Below are 22,861 nucleotides of genomic sequence, written 5' to 3'. Positions count from 1 at the left end.
ATCCCCTCGCCATAAAGGACCTCTGCGGGGCGCGAGGCTCCCTGCATGGGTACTGAGACAACCTGTCACGCGACAAACGACCACGCCGTTCATCGACGAGAATGCGGCTACTCTTTGATCATTGCTTGATCCAGATCAATACCTTTCGGGGTGTTGGGCTGGAGGCCATCCGGCCAGAGTCCTGCGTTGTGACGGTTATAAAAAGAACGATTTGAAGAGCATCGCACTCCATATCCCTGGGGTGGGTGCAAGCCCCGCCCGCAGCCGGTTTTACCTGACAGAGGAAGACTTATGTTCGGTTTGGAGGCGCTCGATCTCGCCCGAATCCAGTTCGCGTTCACGATCTCGTTCCACATCCTGTTCCCGGCCATCACCATCGGCCTGGCGAGTTACCTGGCGGTGCTCGAGGGCCTGTGGCTCAAGACCCGCGATGACACCTACCGCGACCTGTACCACTTCTGGTCGAAGATCTTTGCCGTCAACTTCGGCATGGGCGTGGTGTCCGGGTTGGTCATGGCTTATCAGTTCGGGACCAACTGGAGCCGCTTTTCGGACTTCGCCGGTGCGGTGACCGGACCGCTGCTGACCTACGAGGTGCTCACGGCGTTCTTCCTCGAAGCCGGTTTCCTGGGCGTGATGCTGTTTGGCTGGAACCGCGTCGGCCGCGGCCTGCATTTCTTTTCCACCGTCATGGTGGCGATCGGCACCCTGATCTCGACCTTCTGGATCCTGTCTTCCAATAGCTGGATGCAAACCCCCCAGGGTTACGAAATCATCGACGGCCGAGTGATCCCGGTGGACTGGCTGGCGGTCGTGTTCAACCCCTCGTTTCCTTATCGATTGCTGCACATGTCCACCGCGGCGTTTGTCGCCACGGCGTTCTTCGTTGGTTCGTCTGCGGCCTGGCACCTGCTGCGCGGTCGCGATAACCCGGCCATCCGCCGGATGTTGTCGATGGCGATGTGGATGGCCTTGCTGGTGGCGCCGATACAAGCGGTCATCGGCGACTTCCATGGCCTGAACACCCTCAAGCACCAACCTGCGAAAATCGCCGCCATCGAGGGCCATTGGGAAAACGTCGGCAATGAACCAACTCCGCTGATCCTGTTCGGCTGGCCGGACATGCAAGCGGAAAAAACCAAATATGCCGTGGAAATTCCTTACCTGGGCAGCCTGATCCTGACCCACAGCCTGGACAAGCAGGTGCCGGCCCTCAAGGAGTTTCCGCCTGAGGACCGCCCGAACTCGACCATCGTGTTCTGGTCGTTCCGGGTCATGGTCGGCCTCGGGTTGTTGATGATCTTCACTGGGCTGTGCAGCCTGTGGCTGCGCCGCAACGATCGGATCTATCAATCCCGACCGTTCCTCTACATGGTGCTGTGGATGGGGCCGTCCGGGCTGGTCGCGATCCTGGCCGGCTGGTTTACCACGGAAATCGGCCGTCAGCCGTGGGTGGTCTATGGCTTGATGCGCACGGCCGATGCGTCGTCCGGCCACAGCTTCGCTCAGATGAGCATCACCCTGGTGCTGTTCGTCGTGGTGTATTTCGCGCTGTTCGGTGCAGGCCTGAGCTACATGATGCGTCTGGTGCGCAAGGGGCCGGAGGCCCACGAAGCCGAGCCGAGCGACGGTGGCCCGGGCCAGAAACGTACGCCGGCCCGACCATTGTCGGCCGCCGATGACGGTGACGATGTGGACCACAACGACCGCTCGAACAAGGGGAATTGAGTCATGGGTATTGATCTTCCGCTGATCTGGGCCGTGGTCATCATCTTCGGCATCATGATGTACGTGATCATGGACGGCTTCGACCTGGGGATTGGCATCCTCTTCCCCTTCGTCAAGGGCGAGCGCGACCGCGACGTGATGATGAACACCGTGGCACCGGTCTGGGACGGTAACGAAACCTGGCTGGTGCTGGGCGGTGCCGGGCTGTTCGGGGCATTTCCGCTGGCCTACTCGGTGGTGCTGTCGGCGCTGTACCTGCCGCTGATCCTGATGCTCATCGGCCTGATCTTCCGCGGCGTGGCCTTCGAATTCCGCTTCAAGGCCAAGGCGCACAAGCGGCACCTCTGGGACAAGGCATTCATTGGCGGTTCGCTGACGGCCACCTTCTTCCAGGGCGTGGCGCTGGGAGCGTTCATCGACGGCTTCGAGGTGGTCAATCGCCAGTTCGCCGGCGGCTCCCTGGACTGGTTCACGCCGTTCACGGTGTTCTGTGGCCTGGCGTTGATCGCGGCCTATGCGCTGCTTGGTTGCACCTGGTTGATCATGAAGACCGAGGGCAAGTTGCAAGAGCAGATGCATGACCTGGCCCGGCCACTGGCGTTCGTGGTGCTGGCGGTGATCGGCATCGTCAGCATCTGGACGCCGCTGGCCCACGCGGACATCGCGGCCCGCTGGTTCACCCTGCCGAACCTGTTCTGGTTCCTGCCGGTGCCAATCCTGGTGCTGGTGACGATGTACGGATTGTTCCGCGCGGTGGCCCGCAATGCCAACTACACGCCTTTCATCCTGACCCTGGTGCTGATCTTCCTCGGCTACAGCGGCTTGGGCATCAGCCTGTGGCCGAACATCGTGCCGCCGTCCATCTCGATCTGGGACGCCTCGTCACCGCCCCAGAGCCAAGGCTTCATGCTGGTGGGCACGCTGTTCATCATTCCGCTGATCCTGGTGTACACCTTCTGGAGCTACTACGTGTTCCGCGGCAAGGTGACCCATGACGACGGCTACCATTGAGGGCGTCGAACATGGCCAAACCTGACTTGAAAGACATCGAGGCCGCCGAGCGCAAGCCACTCTGGCAACGGCTCGGCTGGCTGGCGCTGATCTGGGCCGGCAGTGTGCTGGCGTTGTTCATCGTCGCCAGCCTGATGCGGATGTTCATGAATGCCGCAGGGCTGACCACCCACTGATTCCCTGTGGGAGCAAGCCTTGCACCCACAGGGAACGATTTATTTGCGGGCCTTGAGAATGACGAATTTTGGCGTCGCGGCCACTTGCTCGACGCCTCTGAACAACCGCGCCAGTTTGCTGTGGTAGCCCAGGTGCCGGTTGCCGACGATGTACAGCGCGCCGCCCACCACCAACGCTTCGCGGGCCTGCTGGAACATCCGCCAGGCCAGGAAGTCGCCCACCACTTGCTGTTGGTGGAAGGGCGGGTTGCACAACACCACATCCAGTGACTGCGACGCTTGTCCGGCCAGGCCATCACCGGCCTGCAGGGTCACTTCGCGTTCGCCCAAGGCCGCACGCCAATTCTCGGCGGCCGATTGCACGGCCATATACGACTCGTCCACCAGAGTGTAATGGGCCTCGGGGTTTTGCAGGGCACTGGCGATGGCCAGCACGCCGTTGCCGCAGCCCAGGTCCGCGACCCGGGCCGTCCCGAGGTTTTTCGGCAGATGGGGCAGGAACGCGCGGGTGCCGATGTCCAGGCCTTCACGACAGAACACGTTGGCATGGTTGAGCAGTTCGATCTTTGGCTCGTCCAGCCAGTAGCGCGTGGGGTAGGGCGATGGGACCGCTGCCTTGACGGCAGGGGTGGCGATCAATAGCCGGGCTTTCTTCACCGCCAGGGAGGCCTGCACCGGGCCGATGTAACGCTCCAGCAAATCGCCGGCGGCCCGGGGCAGGTGCTTGACCATGGCCCCGGCAATCACCTGGGCGCCCGGTGCCAGTTGGCCTTGCAGGCGAATCAGTTGTTCCTCCAGCAGCGCCAGGGTTTTCGGTACTTTGATCAGGACGCGATCGAACGGGCCGGTCAGCGGCTCGCTGGCGGGCAGCGTTGGCACGGCGTCGAAGGCGCGGCCGTTGCGCACCAGGTTTTTTTCCAGCGCCTGAAATGCCAGGAAGGAATCGCCGCTGCTGGTGACCTGGGTGTTGCCGGCCAGGCTGGCGGCCAGGCCACCGAAGCCGTCATTGAGCACCAGGACCCGAGTCTGCGCGGCCGGCTGTTGTTCGGCCAGATACGCAAGCAGGTATTCATCGGCCGCGTCGAAGGCTTGCAGCGGTTCGTTCTGCTGTTCGGGTTGGCGGATCAGGTCGAGTTGGGCGAAAGGGCTGTCAAGCAGGGGCATGGCTGGGGACTCTGGAGATCAACGAATGTCCCGCTGCCTGGAGGTAGGTGTGTGTGCGGGACCGCCTGAATGAACGGCGTCGCTTGCAAGAGGCGGCATCATTCAAGAGGGACCGTAAATGGTACGTTTTTTTGTTGCACTTTACTCGCGGGTTTTTTCAGCTCGGCAGCGCCGGACCACGGCTCAGATCACATGGATCTGGGCGGCCTTGGCCACCGCTGAAATCTTATTGCTGACATTCAGTTTTCGCATGCAACTGCACACGTGGAAATTCACTGTTCGTTCGGAAAGGCAGAGAATCCTGGCCACTTCCGATGCCGTCTTGCCTTCTGCTGACCACCTCAGCACTTCGATTTCTCTCGGTGACAAGTGATAGTTCTGCTTGACTGTGACGGTGTCAGACAGTTTTTTTCTGGCGAGCGCATGCAGCCTTTGACTGACGAAGATGGCATAGCCGAGATTTCCATAGTGCTCCTCGATATCAATGGGGCAATGGGTTCGTGCGAGGCTGAACAGGCTGCACTGCACCCCTTGTTCATCATGTACGGCCTGCGTCCAGCCGTAATTGAGTCCCTGCCGATTAAGTTCCTGCCATAACTTGGGGGCCTGAGCGAAAACAGTCTCATCCCACAAGATTGGGAGCGCGGATTGATTGCAATGTGCTACTAATGGATCGTTTGACGCATAACCATTTTGTTCATAAAGCCGGTCCCATCCATAAGGGTAGTTATTTAAGTTCACCTTGCTGGTGTGTTTATCGGGAGCGCCGAGATAGGCGGCAAATGCACAATATTCAAATCCTTGATTGTTAAAGAAATTCAGTGCCATGCGATAGGCCGTCTGTAGATCTTTTTCACAGGATAATTTCCTCAGCAACAAGTCCTTCCACTTGTCCATCGCTCTCTCCTGGGTTTGATTCGTCCATGGGGATCCAATCCATGATGCGAAATTTTAGTGTAGGACTAATCCTAATATGTAGTGAATTTTTTTTGTTTGTTTAAATTTTTAAACAATGAGGTGTTAATTTTTCAGAATGATTTCTTTTGCGGTGTTATTGGTTTGTACAAGTTCGGTAAAAGATTTAATGGCGGCGTTGATGGCTGCAGATAAAGGGCTGCTACTCGTCCGTCGGTGGTGAAACCGTTGACTTTGCGGGACACTGTACATCTTGTTTCTCAGGAGTGGCTCATGACCGATAGCGCAGAGAAGTTCACCCGCCAAACCCTACTCGATGTCCAGCCGTTGACGCCTCATTTGTTTACTTTGCGCACGACTCGGGATCGCGGCTTTCGCTTCCGGGCGGGGCAGTTTGCTCGGCTGGGCGTCGCCAAGGCGGACGGCACCACCGTCTGGCGGGCGTATTCCATGGTGTCGTCGCCGTTCGACGAGTATCTCGAATTCTTTTCCATCGTGGTTCCCGATGGCGAATTCACCAGCGAACTCAGCCGCTTGCAGCCGGGTGACGAACTGTTGGTGGATCGCCAGGCTTTTGGCTACCTGACCCTGGACCGCTTCGTCGATGGTCGGGATTTGTGGTTGCTGTCCACGGGAACGGGCGTGGCGCCGTTTCTTTCGATCCTCCAGGATTTTGAGGTCTGGGAAAAATTCGAGCGGATCATCCTCGTGTACAGCGTGCGCGAGGCGCGGGAACTGGCCTATCAGGCGCTGATCGCAGAGCTGCCCCAGCGCGACTACCTGGCCGCGTACGCTCACAAGTTTCGTTTCATTGCGACCGTCACCCGTGAACCGCACCCGGGGGCGCTCAATGGACGCATTACCACGTTGATCGACAATGGCGAGTTGGAGCGCGCGGCCGGCGTGGCGCTGACGCCGGAGCATTCGCGGGTGATGCTGTGCGGCAACCCGCAAATGATCGACGACACACGCAAGCGGCTCAAGGCCATGGGCCTGCAGCTGAGCCTGACCCGTCGTCCGGGCCAGGTGGCAGTGGAAAACTACTGGTAGGCTCAGGGCCGCTCGTTCTGAGCCTTGAGCAGGTCGCGAATCTCACTCAGCAGCAGCTCTTCCTTGGTCGGAACCGGAGGCGCGCTGGGGGCTACGGCCTCTTCACGCTTGAGGCGGTTGATGGCCTTGACACCCATGAAAATGGCGAACGCCACGATGATGAAGTCAATGGTGCTCTGGATGAATTTACCGTAGGCCAGTACCACGGCAGGGGCATCACCTTGGGCGGCCTTGAGGGTGATGGCCAGGTCACTGAAATCCACGCCACCGATCAACAGACCAATCGGCGGCATGATCACGTCGCCAACGAAGGACGAAACGATTTTGCCAAAAGCGGCACCGATGATGATCCCGACGGCCATGTCGACGACATTGCCTTTGACCGCGAAGGCCTTGAACTCGCTTAGCACGCCCATGAGTGATTCCTTGTGATAGATGAAAGATGAGTGGCAGTGTAAGTCAGTCTGATGAGTCCTGCTCGAAACGCTTGCTTACAAAGCTCCAGTTATCGACCGGGACTCGGATGAAAAGTTTTCAAAGTGCCATCAATCGCGCGTGATACGCGGTTTCAGTTCGGCGCCCTACAACGTTTTTTCTATCGGTACGGTACGGCATTTCTATTTAGGTTTTCCTTTTCCCGGCACTAGCCTCTGCATGGCGCACATGGATGCGCTCTATAACATCAGAGGAACATGCTATGAACACTTCCCTTGGCCACGGGGCTTATTCCCATCGCCGCGCTTTTTTTGTGCTGACCGCAAGCCTTCTGTCCTTGTCTGTCAATGCGGCCACCCTGACCCGGGACAACGGTGCGGCGGTCGGCGATAACCAGAACTCGCAAACGGCGGGTCCGAATGGTCCGACCCTGCTGCAAGACGTGCAGTTGATCCAGAAGCTCCAGCGCTTCGATCGTGAACGCATCCCCGAGCGCGTGGTGCATGCCCGCGGTACTGGCGCCCACGGCACGTTCACGGTGTCCGACGACCTCAGCGACCTGACCAAGGCCAAGGTTTTCGCCGCCGGCCAAGTCACTCCAGTGTTCGTGCGTTTCTCGGCCGTGGTGCACGGCAATCATTCGCCGGAAACCCTGCGCGACCCCCGTGGATTCGCCACGAAGTTCTACACCGCCGACGGTAACTGGGACTTGGTGGGCAACAACTTTCCGACTTTCTTCATCCGTGACGCCATCAAGTTTCCAGACATGGTCCATGCTTTCAAGCCTGACCCGCGGACTAACCTGGACGATGATTCACGCCGTTTCGACTTCTTCTCCCATGTTCCAGAATCGACCCGCACCCTGACCGAGTTGTATTCCAACTCAGGCACACCGGCCAGTTACCGTGAAATGGACGGTAACGGCGTACATGCCTACAAACTGGTTAATGCCAAGGGTGAAGTTCATTACGTGAAGTTTCATTGGAAAAGTTTGCAGGGCTTGAAAAATCTCGATCCGAAAGAAGTTGTGAAAGTTCAGGGTCAAGATTACAGCCATATGACCAATGATTTGGTTAGTCATATTAATAAGGGCGACTTTCCGAAATGGGACTTGTACGTCCAGGTGCTCAATCCACAGGACCTTGCCAAATTCGACTTCGATCCATTGGACGCCACCAAGATCTGGCCGGGTGTGCCCGAGCGCAAGGTCGGGCAAATGGTCTTGAACCGCAACCCGGCGAATGTCTTCCAGGAAACCGAGCAGGTGGCCATGGCGCCGGCCAATCTGGTGCCAGGCATCGAGCCCTCCGAGGACCGATTGCTCCAGGGGCGGGTGTTCTCCTACGCCGATACGCAAATGTACCGGATAGGCGCCAATGCCCTGCAATTGCCGATCAACGCCCCCAAGGTGGCGGTGAACAACGGCAACCAGGACGGTGCAATGAACCCCGGTAGCACCAGCACCGGCGTGAATTACCAACCGAGCCGCCTGATGCCTCGTGAAGAACCGCAAGCAGCCCGCTACAGCCAGGCCGCGCTGAGTGGCAGCACTCAGCAGGCGAAGATCCAGCGCGAGCAGAACTTCAAGCAGGCCGGTGATCTGTATCGTTCGTTCAGCAAGAAAGAGCGTGATGACCTGATCGAAAGCTTCGGTGGCTCTTTGGCGACCACCGATGACGAGAGCAAGCACATCATCCTGTCGTTCCTCTATAAGGCCGATCCTGAATACGGCACTGGCGTGGCTCGTGTCGCCAAAGGTGACTTGGCCCGGGTCAAGGCCCTGGCGGAAAAACTGACTGACTGATCCACAGCCAGGCAGGTGCATGACCTGTGGGAGCAAAGCTTGCTCGCGAAACAGGCGCTGGGGTCTGAAACCAGACCGAGTTGTCTGCATCGCGGGCAAGCCTTGCTCCCACGACCGTGCCCCCGCAGTCATCTGCCAGAGGAGACGTCATGATGCGCAGATTTCTTTTATCGATGCTTGCGACCTGGTCAATGAGCGTACTGGCCGATCAGCCAATACCCACCGAACCGGCCGCCGTACAAGAACAGCTGCAAAACTATTATTTCGACGCCGCTCGCCGGGGCGATGTGCCGATGCTCGATACGTTTATCGAGGCCGGTTATTCGCTGGATACCCGGGATGAGAAGGGCTACACCGCGCTGATTCTGGCGGCGTATCACGGCCACGGCCCGGCGGTGGAGCGGCTGCTGGCCGCGGGTGCCGATGCCTGTGCCCAGGACAAACGCGGCAACACGGCGCTGATGGGCGCCATTTTCAAGGGCGAAGTGCAGATTGCCCGTCGTTTGCTGTCCACCGATTGCAGCCCGGACCAACGCAACGGTGCCGGGCAGACCGCCGCGATGTATGCCGGCCTGTTCAAGCGTGGCGAGTTGCTCGATGCCTTGAAAGCCAAGGGCGCCGACCTGCAGGCCCGGGATCCGTTGGGCAATAGCGCGGCAGACCTGGCGAAGGGTGAAATCAGAATGCCGGCCCCGCGCTGACGTCCCCTGGGCTATCATCGCGGTTTTTCTCCGGAGTTCAGATGGCCAAGGCAAAGCGCATGTACGGCTGCACCGAGTGCGGCTCGACCTTTCCCAAATGGGCCGGCCAGTGCAGCGAATGCGGGGCCTGGAACACCCTGACCGAGACCATGGTGGAAAGCGGCGGGGCGGCGGCCCCCACCGGGCGCACGGGCTGGGCCGGCCAGCAGGCGCAGATCAAGACCCTGGCCGAAGTCAGCGTTGAAGAAATCCCGCGATTCTCCACCGCGTCCGGCGAGCTGGACCGCGTGCTGGGCGGTGGCCTGGTGGACGGCTCGGTGGTGCTGATCGGCGGGGATCCGGGCATCGGCAAATCCACCATCCTGTTGCAAACCTTGTGCAACCTTGCCACCCGAATGCCGGCGCTGTACGTCACTGGCGAAGAGTCCCAGCAACAGGTCGCCATGCGTGCGCGGCGCCTGGGCTTGCCCCAGGACCAGTTAAGGGTCATGACCGAAACGTGCATCGAAACCATCATCGCCACGGCGCGCCTGGAAAAGCCCAAGGTGATGGTCATCGACTCGATCCAGACCATTTTCACCGAACAGCTGCAATCGGCCCCGGGCGGTGTGTCCCAGGTGCGTGAAAGCGCGGCGTTGCTGGTGCGCTACGCCAAGCAGAGCGGCACGGCGATTTTCCTGGTGGGCCACGTCACCAAGGAAGGTGCGTTGGCGGGACCGCGTGTGTTGGAGCACATGGTCGATACCGTGTTGTATTTCGAAGGCGAGTCCGATGGCCGCCTGCGTTTGCTGCGTGCAGTGAAGAACCGCTTTGGTGCCGTCAACGAACTGGGCGTGTTCGGCATGACCGACAGGGGCCTGAAAGAAGTCTCAAACCCTTCGGCGATCTTTCTGACGCGTGCCCAGGAAGAAGTCCCCGGCAGCGTGGTCATGGCGACGTGGGAAGGGACCCGCCCGATGTTGGTCGAGGTGCAGGCGCTGGTGGACGACAGCCACTTGGCGAACCCACGGCGGGTCACCCTGGGCCTGGATCAGAATCGGCTGGCCATGCTGCTGGCAGTGTTACATCGACATGGCGGGATTCCAACCCACGACCAGGACGTGTTCCTCAACGTCGTGGGCGGGGTCAAGGTGCTGGAGACCGCGTCCGACCTGGCGTTGATGGCGGCGGTCATGTCCAGCCTGCGTAACCGGCCGCTGCCCCACGACCTGTTGGTGTTCGGCGAAGTCGGGCTGTCGGGGGAAGTGCGACCGGTGCCCAGCGGGCAGGAGCGGCTCAAGGAAGCGGCCAAGCACGGCTTCAAGCGCGCCATCGTGCCCAAGGGCAACGCGCCGAAGGAAGCCCCTGCGGGGCTGCAGATCATTGCCGTGACGCGCTTGGAGCAGGCGTTGGATGCGTTGTTCGAATAACCCTGGAGTTCCTGTGGTGAGGGGATTTATCCCCGCTGGGCAGCGAAGCAGCCCTGACACCTGACAACTCGGTTCGTCAGGTTAATCGAGTCGCTTCTTTTAGGGCTGCGGTGCAGCCCGGCGGGGATAAATCCCCTCGCCACAAGGGGCCGTCATCGGATTCAAACCTGGATCAGCGCCGCCAACTCCCGTTCCAGCTCGTCATGGTCGGCCAGGTTCAACTCCACCAGGCGACGCAGGTGGGCGATGGAGTCCAGGTCGATGTGCTCGCAGACGAAGCCCAGGTGGCCGTGGTCGTCGTGGGCCAATCGAACCTCCATCCGCACCTCCACCTCATTGCTCAGGTGGACATCGGCCACGAAGGGTTCCTCCGGGTTGCCGAGCCAGGGCTCGGGCTTTTTGATCAGCAGGCCCTTGAGGGACAGGTCCAGCAATTCAACTGGCCAGATGAAGGGACCCTGGCTCAGTTCCGTCCTGGCATGAAACTCGATTCGTACGAAGCGGCGGCGTTCGCTCATGACCCGTCCTCTCTGAAGATTCATTGACTATAGACCCAACCTGCGGGTCTTCGTCACCGTTCGGTCGGCAACAGAAGAACGTCGGGTATGGCCTTTGCCTGGGTTAGCGCTAAACTCCAGTGGCTTTCTTTCTTGTCCACCCTGGCTGGAATATAAAAATGAACAACAACAATAGCCTGCTGCGCCATCTACCCTGGCTACTGCTTGCCGTCGTCGGCGCGTGCGCCCTGGGGGTCGTGGCCTTGCGCCGAGGCGAAGCGATCAACGCCTTGTGGATCGTCGTCGCCGCCGTGGCCATCTACCTGGTCGCCTACCGCTACTACAGCCTCTTCATCGCCAACAACGTGATGCAACTCGATGCGCGCCGGGCCACTCCCGCCGTGCTCAACAACGATGGCCTGGACTATGTTCCGACCAACAAACACATTCTCTTCGGCCACCATTTCGCGGCCATTGCCGGGGCGGGGCCGTTGGTCGGGCCGGTGCTGGCGGCGCAGATGGGCTACCTGCCCGGCACGCTCTGGCTGATCGCCGGCGTGGTGCTGGCCGGTGCCGTGCAGGACTTCATGGTCCTGTTCCTGTCCACCCGTCGCAACGGTCGCTCCCTGGGCGACATGGTGCGCGAGGAAATGGGCCGCATCCCCGGCACCATCGCGCTGTTCGGCTGCTTCCTGATCATGATCATCATCCTCGCGGTGCTGGCGCTGATCGTGGTCAAGGCCCTGGCCGAGAGCCCGTGGGGGATCTTCACGGTGATGGCGACCATCCCGATCGCGATGTTCATGGGCATCTACATGCGCTACATCCGCCCGGGCCGCATCGGAGAAATCTCGATCATCGGCGTGCTGTTGCTGCTGGGCTCGATCTGGCTGGGTGGGCAGATCGCCGCCGACCCGGTCTGGGCCAAGGCCTTCACCTTCACCGGCATCCAGATCACCTGGATGCTGATCGGCTATGGCTTCGTCGCGGCGGTGCTGCCGGTGTGGCTGATCCTGGCACCGCGGGACTACCTGTCGACCTTCCTCAAGATCGGCACCATCGTCGCCCTGGCGATCGGCATCCTGGTCACCATGCCCGAGCTGAAAATGCCGGCACTGACCCAGTTCACCGACGGCACCGGGCCGGTGTGGAAGGGCGGGCTGTTCCCGTTCCTGTTCATCACCATCGCCTGCGGCGCGGTCTCGGGCTTCCATGCGCTGATTTCCTCGGGCACCACGCCCAAGCTGCTGGATAACGAAACCAACGCCCGCTACATCGGTTACGGCGGCATGCTGATGGAGTCCTTCGTGGCGATCATGGCCATGGTCGCGGCTTCGGTCATCGAGCCAGGCGTGTACTTCGCCATGAACAGCCCGGCGGCGATCGTCGGCGGTGACGTGGTGGCCGTGGCCCAGACCGTCAGCAGTTGGGGTTTTGCCATCACGCCCGAGGCGCTGCAAGCGGTGGCCAAGGACATCGGCGAGACCACCGTGCTGGCCCGTGCCGGCGGTGCGCCGACCCTGGCGGTCGGTATCGCGCAGATCCTGCACTCGGTATTGCCGGGTGAGAACACCATGGCGTTCTGGTACCACTTCGCGATCCTGTTCGAAGCGCTGTTCATCCTCACCGCCGTGGACGCCGGCACCCGTGCCGGGCGGTTCATGCTCCAGGACCTGCTCGGCTCGTTCGTGCCGGCCCTCAAGCGCACCGAATCTTGGGCCGCCAACCTGATCGCCACCGCCGGCTGCGTCGCGCTGTGGGGTTATTTGCTGTACCAGGGCGTGATCGATCCGCTGGGCGGCATCAACACCTTGTGGCCGCTGTTCGGCATCTCCAACCAGATGCTGGCCGGTATCGCCCTGATGCTCGCCACCGTGGTGCTGATCAAGATGAAGCGCCAGCGCTACGTCTGGGTGACCATGCTGCCGGCGGCCTGGCTGTTGATCTGCACCACCTCGGCAGGCCTGATCAAGCTGTTCGACGCCAACCCGGCGATCGGCTTCCTGGCCCTGGCGCGCAAATACAACGATGCCCTGGCCGCCGGCCAGATCCTGGCCCCGGCCAAGAGCATCGAGCAGATGCAGCACGTGGTGTACAACGCCTACACCAACGCGACGCTGACGGTGTTGTTCCTGTTCGTGGTCTTCAGCATCCTGTTCTACGCGCTCAAGGTCGGCATCGCCGCCTGGGGTACAAAAGAGCGCACGGATAAAGAAGCACCGTTCCAGGCCCTGCCGGACGCTTGATAGAGGATTGCAACGATGTTCAATGACTTGAGTCGCCTGGGTAAATACCTCGGTCAGGCCGCCCGCCTGATGGTCGGCATGCCCGACTACGACAACTACGTCGAGCACATGCAAACCAAACACCCGGACAAACCGCTGATGGACTACGAGGCGTTCTTTCGCGAACGCCAGGAGGCCCGTTACGGTGGCAAGGGTGGGCCCAAGTGCTGTTGAGCCGGCAGCCCTGAGGCAACCTCTGTGGGAGCAGGCTTGCTCGCGAAGAGGGTGGGTCAGTCGATAAAAATGTTGACTGACCCACCGCATTCGCGGGCAAGCCCGCTCCCACAGTTGTTCTGGGGTGGGCTCAAGGTGTGTGTGCGCCCTGGATCCTTTGTGGGAACGAGCTTGCTCGCGATGGCGTCGGGTCAGTAGCATCGATGTCAGCTGACACACCGCCTTCGCGAGCAGGCTCGCTCCCACAAAACCGCTTTCCTCTCAGGCATCAAGGAGATTCAGTTTGTCCTCTCCCATTCCAGTCACCATCCTCAGCGGCTTCCTCGGCGCCGGCAAGACCACGTTGTTGCGCCATCTGCTCAAGGCCGAGCACGGCCTGAAAATCGCCGTGATCGAGAACGAGTTCAGCGATGCCGGTATCGACACCCAACTGCTGGGCGACGAGCCGGTGCAGGTCATGACCCTGGCCAACGGCTGCGTGTGCTGCACCATCCACACCGACCTGACCAAGGCCCTGTACCTGTTGCTCGAGCGGCTGGACAGCGGCGAGATCGCCTTCGATCGCTTGGTGATCGAATGCACCGGCCTGGCCGATCCGGCCCCTGTGGCGCAGACTTTTTTCATCGACGAGGACCTGCGCGAGCGCTACATCCTCGACGGGATCCTGACCCTGGTGGATGCCGCTCATGCCGACATCCACCTGACCCAGGCCATCGCCCAGGCACAGGTCGGGTTTGCCGATCGCCTGCTCCTGAGCAAGACCGATCTGGTGGAGGCCGCTCAGGTCCAGGCCCTTGGCGAACGCCTGACGCGCATCAACCGGCGGGCGCCGATCCGGGTGGTCGAGCACGGCAAGATCGACTTGGCCGAGTTGCTCGACATCCGTGGCTTCAATCTCAATGCGGACCTGGGGGCGGGGTTCAGCCTGCGCCCGGTTGGCAAGGCAACCACGGGCGATCGGATCAGCAGCCTTGTGCTGCGCACCGACAAGCCGCTGGATATCGACAAGCTCAGCGAGTTCATGAACCAGTTACTGGAAGAACACGGCAAGCAATTGCTGCGCTACAAGGGCGTGCTGAACATCGCGGGCGAACCCCGTCGGTTGGTGTTCCAGGGCGTGCTCAAGTTGTACGGTTTCGATTGGGACACCGAGTGGGCGCCAGGCGAAGCTCGGGAAAGCGTGATCGTGTTCATCGCCGATGAACTGCCCGAAGAGAAGATCCGCGCCGGCTTCGAAGCCGCGCTACTTTGACGAGGCTTTACCTGCGTTGGTCGAAAATGTCCGCCTGAAGCGCTTTTCGTGGCGAGGGAGCAAGCTCCCTCGCCACAGGGGATTGTGTCTGCCTACATTAAAAATGATCTACGGTTATTTATCTCAAAGGGTGCTTAGAATGAATGTCGCTTTTGACTGTTGTTCTGTTTCGGCAAGGTAGAGATAAGGTGAGCCTCGTAGCCGTAATCCCCCCACCTGTTTTTTATGGGCGGTCATGAGTGAAACAAGGGTATGGCCGGATTTGATATTCCCCGGCGTGATGACGTTCTGTTGAAAGTCGATAAGGGTGAAGAGCGTCGGGTTTTTAGTATTGGGGTCGTTGGCGCCGAGTACTTCAAACCAGCTTTTACTGAGCAGTTTGTTGTAGTGCTCGCCGGTGTTTTTAATGGTCAGGAGATAGCCACCCGCCGTATGCCGGAAATGCAACTGCAAGGGCTCGCCGCGCGTCCTCGGATCTTCGGCGCGCATGCCAAGCAGGTGTGAGTGATCCTGGGTCTGTGGTTTGCCGGTATAAAATCCACCGCTGAATGAACTGACGGTTGCCAGCGCGGGTTTGCCATGTAGCCTGCCCAGTAGATTGACGTGAGCGCTATACATATCAAGTGTTGCATGAAAGGAATGTTCACTGTCCATGTGAATATTGACTCCTGTCGTTGTTGAGTAAGTTTGGATGGAACGAGTCCGATAGTATTGAATTATTAATCGTCGGGGGGCTTGTCTGTATTGCAGAAGGTTAAATGCTGGCTGTACTTAGTTGTCTGGTCGTATGTTTTGCAGCACCAAAGAAAAGGCCCGCATCTTTCGATGCGGGCCTTTTCATTGACAGACTAGTGTTGCATCAAGCGCCGTATACCGGCAGCTTCTTGCAGATAGCCTTGACCTTCTCACGCACGGCGTCGATGACCGCTTCGTTGTTCAGGTCCGCCAGGATGTCGCAGATCCAGCCGGCCAGTTCCTTGCACTCGGCTTCCTTGAAACCGCGAGTGGTCACGGCCGGGGTGCCGAAACGCAGGCCCGAGGTGACGAACGGAGAGCGTGGGTCGTTGGGGACCGAGTTCTTGTTGACGGTGATGAACGCCTTGCCCAGCGCTGCGTCAGCGTCTTTGCCGGAGATCTCCTGCTTGATCAGGGACAGCAGGAACAGGTGGTTCTCGGTGCCGCCGGACACCACGTCGAAGCCACGCTCGATGAACACGCCGGCCATGGCCTTGGCATTCTTCACCACTTGTTGCTGGTAAGCCTTGAACTCAGGTTGCAGGGCTTCCTTGAAGCAGATCGCCTTGGCTGCGATCACGTGCTCCAGCGGGCCACCTTGTGCGCCTGGGAAGACGGCGGAGTTCAGCTTCTTCTCGATGTCGGCATTGGCGCGCGCCAGGATCAGGCCGCCACGTGGACCGCGCAGGGTCTTGTGGGTGGTGGTGGTGACCACGTCGGCGAACGGCACCGGGTTCGGGTAGACGCCTGCGGCGACCAGGCCGGCCACGTGGGCCATGTCGACGAACAGGTAGGCACCGACCTTGTCGGCGATCTCGCGGAAACGCGGGAAGTCGAGGACCTGGGAGTAGGCGGAGAAACCGGCCACGATCATTTTCGGCTTGTGCTCGAGGGCCAGGCGCTCGACTTCGTCGTAGTCGATCAGGCCGTTGCCGTCGATGCCGTACTGGATGGCGTTGTACAGCTTGCCGGAGGAGGAAACGCTGGCGCCGTGGGTCAGGTGACCGCCGTGGGCCAGGCTCATGCCCAGGATGGTGTCACCGGCCGACAGCAGCGCCAGGTATACGGCGGCGTTGGCTTGGGAGCCTGCGTGTGGCTGGACGTTGGCGTAATCGGCGCCGAACAGTTCCTTGGCGCGGTCGATGGCCAGTTGCTCGACCACGTCGACGTACTCGCAACCACCGTAGTAGCGCTTGCCCGGATAGCCTTCGGCGTACTTGTTGGTCAATACAGAGCCTTGAGCTTCCATCACCGCGGGGCTGGTGTAGTTTTCCGAAGCGATCAGCTCGATGTGCTCTTCCTGGCGCTGAGCTTCTTGCTCCATGGCGGCAAAGAGATCGGCGTCGTACTTGGCAATAGTCAAATCACGGCTGAACATGGCGGTCCTCAAGGATCGGGGCAGAAAAGGGGGGCATTCTACCTCAACCGGTTTTGGAAGGCATATGAAAGGGCGTCATGTCGCGGACGAATGGGATTCACGCACCATTCTGCGTTGCCCTGGCGGGCCTCATCGCGAGCAAGCTCGCTCCCACATTGGACCTGCGTACACATAACCTGTGGGAGCGGGCTTGCTCGCGATGAGGCCAGTCCAGCCACCACAAGATTTCAGTCGAGCATGAACAGCGCATCATTGCTGAATTGCGCTTCGAAGCGATTGGCTGGCATCGGCCGGCCGAACAGGTAGCCCTGGACTTCGTCGCAGCCGTGTTCGCGCAGGAAGTCCAGTTGCTCGTGGGTCTCGACGCCCTCGGCGATCACCGCCAGGTTGAGGCTGTGGGCCATGGCGATGATCGCCCGGGCGATCTGCGCATCCTGCTCGCCGGAGGGCAGGCCGTCGACGAAGGTGCGGTCGATCTTCAGCACGTCGATGGGGAATTGCTTGAGGTAATTGAGTGATGAATAACCGGTGCCGAAGTCATCGACGGCGATGCTCAGGCCCAGGTTTTTCAGCCCGGCCAGGATCTGCATCGCCTCGCTGACCTCGCGCATCAGGATGCTTTCCGTCAGTTCCAGCTCCAGGCAGGCCGGCGGCAGGCCGGTGCTGCGCAGGATATTGGCGATGCGCGTGCCCAACTGGCCATCGGAGAACTGCCGGGCCGAAATGTTGACCGAGACCTTCGGCACCCGGACCTTGGCCTGGTGCCAGGTCCTGAGCTGCCGACAGGCCTCGGTGATGACCCAGTCGCCGACGTCCACCACCAGGCCGAGCTCTTCGAGTACCGGGATGAAATCCCCTGGCGGCACCAATCCGCGTCGCGGATGGCGCCAGCGCAGCAGGGCTTCGGCCCCCGTCAAACGTTTGCCATCGCCGCTGAACTGCGGCTGGTAATACAGCACGAACTCGTTCTGTTCCAGGGCGTGGCGCAGGTCGCTTTCCAGCTCCAGGCGCTCCAGGGCGCTGGCGTTCATGTCGGCCTGGTAGAACTGGAAGTTGTTCTTGCCACGCTCCTTGGCGTGATACATGGCCGTGTCGGCGTTCTTCATCAACTGGCTCAGTTCGTTGCCGTCCTGGGGGCTGAGGGCGATACCGATACTGGCGGTGACGAAGAACTCCCGGCCTTCGAGCACGAAGGGCCGGACCAGGCTGGCGAGGATCTGCTCGGCTACGTTGATTGCCCGGTTCAGCGCCATTTCGCGGCTGGCGCGCGGTTGCAGCAGCAGGGTGAATTCATCGCCACCCATGCGTGCCACAGTGTCGTCGTCGGCGACGCAGCCGAGCAGGCGCGTGGCCATTTCCTTGAGCATCCGGTCGCCGGCGGCATGCCCCAGGGAGTCGTTGATCGGCTTGAAGCGGTCCAGGTCGAGGAACATCAGCACGACCCAGGTCTTCTGCCTATCGGCCGATTGCAGCGCGGTGTGCAGGCGATCCTGGAACAGCGTGCGGTTGGGCAGGTGGGTCAGGGCGTCGTAATAGGCCAGGCGATGAATGCGCTGCTCGCTGGCCTTGCGCTCGCTGATGTCGCTGAAAAAGCATACATAGCTGGCCAGGTCGCCTTCGTCATCCAGCACGGCCGTAATGCCGACCCACGCCGGGTAGTGTTCGCCATTGCGGCGCTTGAGCCAGACTTCGCCTTCCCAAGTGCTGTGCTGTTGCAACTGCTTGAGCACGTAGCGCAGGTGCGCCTCCTGCTGCTCGTCCACGGTCAGCATGTTGGGCAACTGGTCCAGCACTTGCGACACGGCATAACCGCTGACGCGACTGAAGGCTTCGTTGGCCTGGACAATGTAGCCGGCCGGGTCGGTGATCAGGATTGCCGAAGTCGAATGCTCGAATACCGTGGCGGCCATGCGCAGGTCTTTTTCCGCGCGCCGCTGTTGGCTGATGTCGCGGCCGACGCCGAGCACGCCTTCGAACGCGCCATGTTCATCCCACACCAGCACCAGCCGCAGCTCGATGGGGATCTTGCGCCCGTCGGCCCGCAGGCAGTCGAACAGGAACAACTGGGTCTGCATCTGGTTGCGCAGTTCGGCCAGTTGTGCGGGCTTGTCGAGGGCTTTGCTGACGCGGTCCATCAGGCTGTAGATGCCGGTCAGTTGTTGCGGATTGGCGATGATCGATTGCCAGCCGTTTTGGAAAATCCACTCGGAGGTGTAGCCCAGCACCGCTTGCACCGACGGGCTGACATAGTTGAGCGACAGCTTGCTGTCGGTGGAGAAAATCACGTCGCTGATGCTTTCGGCGAGCATCCGGTAGCGTTGCTCGCTGTCGCGCAGCGATTCGCTGGCCTCGATCTGTTCGGTAATGTCCTTGGCCACGCCGATGATCCGGGTCACCTGGTCATGCCGGTCCCGGGCCAGGGCCTGTTCGCGGATGTCGAAGCAGCGCCATTTGCCATTGCGGTGGCGAAAGCGCAGTTGGCATTGCAGCAGTTGTGTATAGCCACCCCGCCGTTGTTCCTGGCGCAGGTTGTGGTAGTGGTCGGCGTCGTCGCTGTGCAGCAGGATTTCCCAGAAGTACTCGCCCATCTGGTGCAGCTCGGTGCGGTCGTACCCCAGGGTCTGGCCCAAGTGGTGGTTGCTGAAGATCATCCGCTGGCTGATGACATCCTGCACGTAGAGATGGTCCGGCACGGTGCGCACCACGTCGGACCAGAAACCCTCGCGTTCGAGCAGCGAAAGCTCAATCAGTTTGCGGCTGGTGATGTCGCTGATGCTCAGGATGACCGCGGTATAGTCGTGCCGTTTTTCCGGCAGGCGCAGCACCAGCCACAGGTGCTGGTCGCGGCCATGGGCGTCCTGGAGCTTGATCTCCAGCTCCAATTGCTTGTGTTGGTCGAGCAGCGCTTCGAGCAGCTTGGAGCCGACGGGGTTGTTGTCTGGCGTACCCTTGCCGACCAGCAATTGCCAAGCCTCGCCACAGGAGTCGACGTTGAGCAGTCTCAACGCCATCTGGTTGACTTCGGTGACGTGAACTTCCTGGCGCAACTGCTCGAGTTGGTGAGGGGTTTGCAGCCAGGCGCGCAGTTGATCGCCATTGTGCAGGCCGGTCCGTTCAAAAAAAGCCTTGAGCCCCGACAGGTCAAGCACGCACAGGGCCACGCCGGTGCCTTCGAAAATATCCTGATAGCGCCGCCGCCCTTCGTGCAACTGCCGCTGGCGTCGGCGCATGCTCAGGAGCGCGATCACCGGCAACAACGAAAACGCCAGGCCCAGCAGGCATTTGCCGATGAAGGCCGGCAGCAATTGCTCGATCACCTGGCGGCGGTCGAACAGCCCTCGCAGTTGCCAGTCGCTGCTGCTCAGGGGGACGGTCAGTACCGTGTTCTTCAAGTCATCCGGGGACAGATGGGTAGGGCTGATCGAAGGCAGGCTCTCGTCGCGGCTGACGATCTGCTGGTTGAGACGGTTCTCCACCAGCCACAGCGGGCGCAGCCCTACGTCGGCCTGCTTGGTCAACGTGGCGAAAAAGTTCGGGGTCAGGCGCAGGGCCCAATAGCCACGGCTGCTGCCGCTGGCCTGGTGCAGCAATAGATGCACTACGGAGCCGTCTTCGGCATTGCTGAAATAATGGGCCTGGGCCCGGCTGCGCCGCACCAGTTCACTCAAGTAGTCGGCGTCATGGCTGTCGGCGTCGCTGTCACTGAGCAATCGGCCGGAAGGGCTCAGCAATGCCAGGCTGCGCAGTTCGGGGAGCGATTGCTGGAGTTTGCGCACCAGGGCCTGCTGTTCGTCGGTACTTTGTGGTTGTTCGACGATCGGTAGCAGGTTGAGGGCGATTTGCGCGTTCAGGGCCATGTTCAGGCTGACCTGCGCGGCGAGATCGGCGGTGTAATCGATGGTGTATTGGCGCTGTTGCTGCTGGGTTTCGCGCAGTTGGTCGAGCAGTTGCCAGAACAGCAAACCGAGCAACAGCAGCACCAGCGTGGCCAGTGCGCCCTTCAATGTCCCGCGCAGGGGCGAGCCGGGCACGACAGCGGGTGCGCGAGGGGACAGGGGCGGAGTGACGTTGGACAAGCTGTAATCCTGCGGTTTGCTGGACTGGCGCGACGTGCACTATAAGCCGGACGCCCGAAGGGCGGCTAGCATGCCTTGACTTGTGGCAAAGTGCCAGTCCCTGACGGCTGGACCTTGACCGGCGGTTGAGGTAGCTTTGCCGGTCAAACAAGAGCGGTCCAGCTCCAGATTCCCAGGCTCTATCCGCCCGCAGGCATTGATGACCGTCAAGTGCCGGCGCCGCGCATGGCCTGGCTCGTTCTTTTCACCTGTCACTGACGCTAGGTTCACCATGGCTCAATACGTCTTCACCATGCATCGGCTGAGCAAAGTTGTTCCGCCGAAGCGGGAAATCCTGAAAAATATTTCGCTGTCCTTCTTTCCCGGCGCCAAGATCGGCGTACTGGGCCTCAACGGTTCGGGTAAATCCACGCTGCTGAAAATCATGGCCGGCGTCGATAACGAATTCGACGGCGAAGCCCGTCCGATGCCGGACCTGAACATCGGCTACCTGCCCCAGGAGCCTCAACTGGACCCGAGCAAGACCGTCCGTGAAGTGGTCGAGGAAGCGGTCAGCGTGATCAAGGACGCCCAGGCGCGCCTTGACGAGGTCTATGCCGCCTATGCCGACCCGGACGCCGACTTCGACAAGCTGGCCGCCGAACAGGCCAAGCTCGAAGCGATCCTGCAGGCCAGCGACGGTCACAACCTGGACCGTCAGTTGGAAGTCGCCGCCGATGCGCTGCGCCTGCCGGCCTGGGAAGCGAAGGTCGAGCACCTGTCCGGCGGTGAGAAGCGCCGCGTGGCCTTGTGCCGCCTGCTGCTGTCGGCCCCGGACATGCTGCTGCTCGACGAACCGACCAACCACCTGGACGCCGATTCCGTCGCCTGGCTCGAGCACTTCCTGCACGACTTCCCCGGCACCGTGGTAGCGATCACGCACGACCGTTACTTCCTGGACAACGTCGCTGGCTGGATCCTGGAACTCGACCGCGGCGCGGGCATTCCGTACGAAGGCAACTATTCGGGTTGGCTGGAAGCCAAGTCCGATCGTCTGGCCCAGGAATCCAAGCAGCAGTCGGCCCATGAAAAAGCCATGAAGGAAGAGCTGGAGTGGGTGCGCAAAGGCGCCAAGGCCCGCCAGTCCAAATCCAAGGCTCGCCTGCAACGCTTCGAGGAAATGCAATCCCAGGAATTCCAGAAGCGCAGCGAAACCAACGAGATCTACATCCCGGCCGGTCCGCGCCTGGGTGACAAGGTCATCGAGTTCAAGAACGTCACCAAGGGTTATGGCGACCGCGTGCTGATCGACAACCTGTCGTTCTCCATGCCCAAAGGCGCCATCGTCGGTGTGATTGGTGGTAACGGTGCGGGTAAATCCACGCTGTTCCGCATGCTGATGGGCAAGGAAACCCCGGATTCGGGCAGCATCGAAATTGGCGAGACCGTGCAACTGGCTTGCGTCGACCAGAGTCGCGAAGACCTGGATGGCAGCAAGACCGTGTTCCAGCAGATCTCCGACGGTTCCGACCAGATCCGCATCGGCAGCTATGAAATCCCGTCGCGCACTTACGTGGGCCGTTTCAACTTCAAGGGTGGCGACCAGCAGAAGTTCGTCAAGGACCTGTCCGGTGGTGAGCGCGGTCGCTTGCACCTGGCGTTGACCCTGAAGGAGGGCGGCAACGTCCTGCTGCTCGACGAACCGTCCAACGACCTCGACGTCGAAACCCTGCGTTCCCTGGAAGAAGCCTTGCTGGACTTCCCGGGCGCCGCCATTGTGATCTCCCACGATCGGTGGTTCCTCGACCGCGTGGCGACCCACATCCTGGCGTACGAAGACGACTCCCAAGCGGTGTTCTTCGAAGGCAACTACACCGAGTACGAGGCCGATCGCAAGAAACGCCTCGGCGAAGCCGCTGCCCAGCCGCATCGCGTACGGCACAAGAAGCTCGCCTAATTCGGTGGGTTGCATGAAAAAACGGAGCCTTCGAAGGCTCCGTTTTTTTATGGAAGCAAATCCATTGTGGGAGCGAGCTTGCTCGCGATAGCGGTGTGACAGTCAGTGCAAATGTTGACTGCCACTCCGCTATCG

The 22,861-nt window shown here is 60.7% G+C and carries 18 protein-coding genes; 11 read left to right on the top strand and 7 right to left on the bottom strand.

All coding sequences use genetic code 11. From position 1 onward, the window contains the following. Positions 1-291 precede the first annotated feature (291 nt). From ACMTA2_RS28395 to ACMTA2_RS28385, 3 genes are read left to right on the top strand one after another with little or no spacing between them, the layout of a single operon-like run. Positions 292-1,728, top strand: a complete 1,437-nt coding sequence (locus tag ACMTA2_RS28395; protein ID WP_413792730.1) for a cytochrome ubiquinol oxidase subunit I — start codon at positions 292-294, stop codon at positions 1,726-1,728. A 3-nt stretch (positions 1,729-1,731) separates the two neighbouring features. Continuing rightward, complete coding sequence (gene cydB, locus ACMTA2_RS28390) at positions 1,732-2,739, top strand: cytochrome d ubiquinol oxidase subunit II (RefSeq protein WP_413792729.1); 1,008 nt, start codon at positions 1,732-1,734, stop codon at positions 2,737-2,739. An 11-nt stretch (positions 2,740-2,750) separates the two neighbouring features. Then, positions 2,751-2,915, top strand: a complete 165-nt coding sequence (locus tag ACMTA2_RS28385) for a DUF2474 domain-containing protein (RefSeq protein ID WP_003205785.1) — start codon at positions 2,751-2,753, stop codon at positions 2,913-2,915. Between the two features lie 39 nt (positions 2,916-2,954). Here ACMTA2_RS28385 and ACMTA2_RS28380 read toward each other — a convergent pair whose 3' ends face one another. Together ACMTA2_RS28380 and ACMTA2_RS28375 are read right to left on the bottom strand one after the other, a co-directional pair. Then, the gene (locus ACMTA2_RS28380) at positions 2,955-4,079 is read right to left on the bottom strand and encodes a methyltransferase (RefSeq protein WP_413792728.1); all 1,125 of its coding nucleotides are present in this window, start codon (positions 4,077-4,079) and stop codon (positions 2,955-2,957) included. A 183-nt stretch (positions 4,080-4,262) separates the two neighbouring features. After that, on the bottom strand, positions 4,263-4,976 hold the full coding sequence (locus ACMTA2_RS28375; protein WP_413792727.1) for an autoinducer binding domain-containing protein: 714 nt from the start codon (positions 4,974-4,976) through the stop codon (positions 4,263-4,265). 291 nt (positions 4,977-5,267) lie between these two features. Between ACMTA2_RS28375 and ACMTA2_RS28370 the strand changes: the two genes are divergently transcribed. Further along, positions 5,268-6,044: a ferredoxin--NADP reductase gene (locus ACMTA2_RS28370; RefSeq protein WP_413792726.1), complete on the top strand. Its 777-nt coding sequence runs from the start codon at positions 5,268-5,270 to the stop codon at positions 6,042-6,044. A gap of 2 nt (positions 6,045-6,046) precedes the next feature. On the opposite strand, the gene mscL is transcribed toward ACMTA2_RS28370, so the two are convergent. Beyond that, complete coding sequence (gene mscL, locus ACMTA2_RS28365) at positions 6,047-6,460, bottom strand: large-conductance mechanosensitive channel protein MscL (RefSeq protein WP_413792725.1); 414 nt, start codon at positions 6,458-6,460, stop codon at positions 6,047-6,049. A 281-nt stretch (positions 6,461-6,741) separates the two neighbouring features. Here mscL and katB point away from each other — a divergent pair, with 281 nt between their 5' ends. The 3 genes from katB (at position 6,742) to radA (ending at position 10,393) form a co-directional block, all read left to right on the top strand. Then, positions 6,742-8,283 carry a catalase KatB gene (gene katB, locus ACMTA2_RS28360; protein WP_413792724.1) on the top strand — a complete coding sequence of 514 codons (1,542 nt, stop codon included), beginning with the start codon at positions 6,742-6,744 and terminating at the stop codon, positions 8,281-8,283. Positions 8,284-8,435: 152 nt separating this feature from the next. Then, positions 8,436-8,984: an ankyrin repeat domain-containing protein gene (locus ACMTA2_RS28355; RefSeq protein WP_413795735.1), complete on the top strand. Its 549-nt coding sequence runs from the start codon at positions 8,436-8,438 to the stop codon at positions 8,982-8,984. Positions 8,985-9,025: 41 nt separating this feature from the next. Next, the gene (radA, locus tag ACMTA2_RS28350) at positions 9,026-10,393 is read left to right on the top strand and encodes a DNA repair protein RadA (RefSeq protein WP_030140305.1); all 1,368 of its coding nucleotides are present in this window, start codon (positions 9,026-9,028) and stop codon (positions 10,391-10,393) included. 161 nt (positions 10,394-10,554) lie between these two features. Here radA and ACMTA2_RS28345 read toward each other — a convergent pair whose 3' ends face one another. Continuing rightward, a complete protein-coding gene (locus ACMTA2_RS28345; RefSeq protein ID WP_047736299.1) occupies positions 10,555-10,911 on the bottom strand; it encodes a PilZ domain-containing protein in 357 nt (118 codons plus the stop codon). Between the two features lie 158 nt (positions 10,912-11,069). On the opposite strand from ACMTA2_RS28345, the gene ACMTA2_RS28340 reads away from it, so the two are divergent. The 3 genes from ACMTA2_RS28340 to yjiA all read left to right on the top strand — a co-directional run bounded on the left by ACMTA2_RS28340 (position 11,070) and on the right by yjiA (position 14,601). Beyond that, the gene (locus ACMTA2_RS28340; RefSeq protein WP_413792723.1) at positions 11,070-13,136 is read left to right on the top strand and encodes a carbon starvation CstA family protein; all 2,067 of its coding nucleotides are present in this window, start codon (positions 11,070-11,072) and stop codon (positions 13,134-13,136) included. Positions 13,137-13,151: 15 nt separating this feature from the next. Then, positions 13,152-13,349, top strand: a complete 198-nt coding sequence (locus ACMTA2_RS28335; RefSeq protein WP_003201656.1) for a YbdD/YjiX family protein — start codon at positions 13,152-13,154, stop codon at positions 13,347-13,349. Between the two features lie 283 nt (positions 13,350-13,632). Continuing rightward, positions 13,633-14,601 (top strand): GTPase, encoded by a 969-nt coding sequence (gene yjiA, locus ACMTA2_RS28330; protein WP_413792722.1) that lies wholly within the window; start codon positions 13,633-13,635, stop codon positions 14,599-14,601. Positions 14,602-14,724: 123 nt separating this feature from the next. Here the strand turns inward: yjiA and ACMTA2_RS28325 are convergent, their stop codons facing one another. The 3 genes from ACMTA2_RS28325 to ACMTA2_RS28315 all read right to left on the bottom strand — a co-directional run bounded on the left by ACMTA2_RS28325 (position 14,725) and on the right by ACMTA2_RS28315 (position 20,790). Beyond that, complete coding sequence (locus ACMTA2_RS28325; protein ID WP_413792721.1) at positions 14,725-15,255, bottom strand: hypothetical protein; 531 nt, start codon at positions 15,253-15,255, stop codon at positions 14,725-14,727. Positions 15,256-15,460: 205 nt separating this feature from the next. Next, positions 15,461-16,714: a serine hydroxymethyltransferase gene (gene glyA / locus ACMTA2_RS28320; protein WP_134925893.1), complete on the bottom strand. Its 1,254-nt coding sequence runs from the start codon at positions 16,712-16,714 to the stop codon at positions 15,461-15,463. Positions 16,715-16,941: 227 nt separating this feature from the next. Continuing rightward, on the bottom strand, positions 16,942-20,790 hold the full coding sequence (locus ACMTA2_RS28315; RefSeq protein ID WP_413792720.1) for a sensor domain-containing protein: 3,849 nt from the start codon (positions 20,788-20,790) through the stop codon (positions 16,942-16,944). A 271-nt stretch (positions 20,791-21,061) separates the two neighbouring features. On the opposite strand from ACMTA2_RS28315, the gene ettA reads away from it, so the two are divergent. Continuing rightward, entirely contained in the window at positions 21,062-22,726 is a 1,665-nt protein-coding gene (ettA, locus tag ACMTA2_RS28310; RefSeq protein WP_413792719.1) for an energy-dependent translational throttle protein EttA, read from the top strand. Positions 22,727-22,861: the final 135 nt, after the last annotated feature.

The organism is Pseudomonas medicaginis (genome assembly GCF_965119365.1).
In the GTDB taxonomy this organism is placed as follows: Bacteria; Pseudomonadota; Gammaproteobacteria; order Pseudomonadales; family Pseudomonadaceae; genus Aquipseudomonas.
This window is presented reverse-complemented; position numbering and strand designations above follow the sequence as displayed.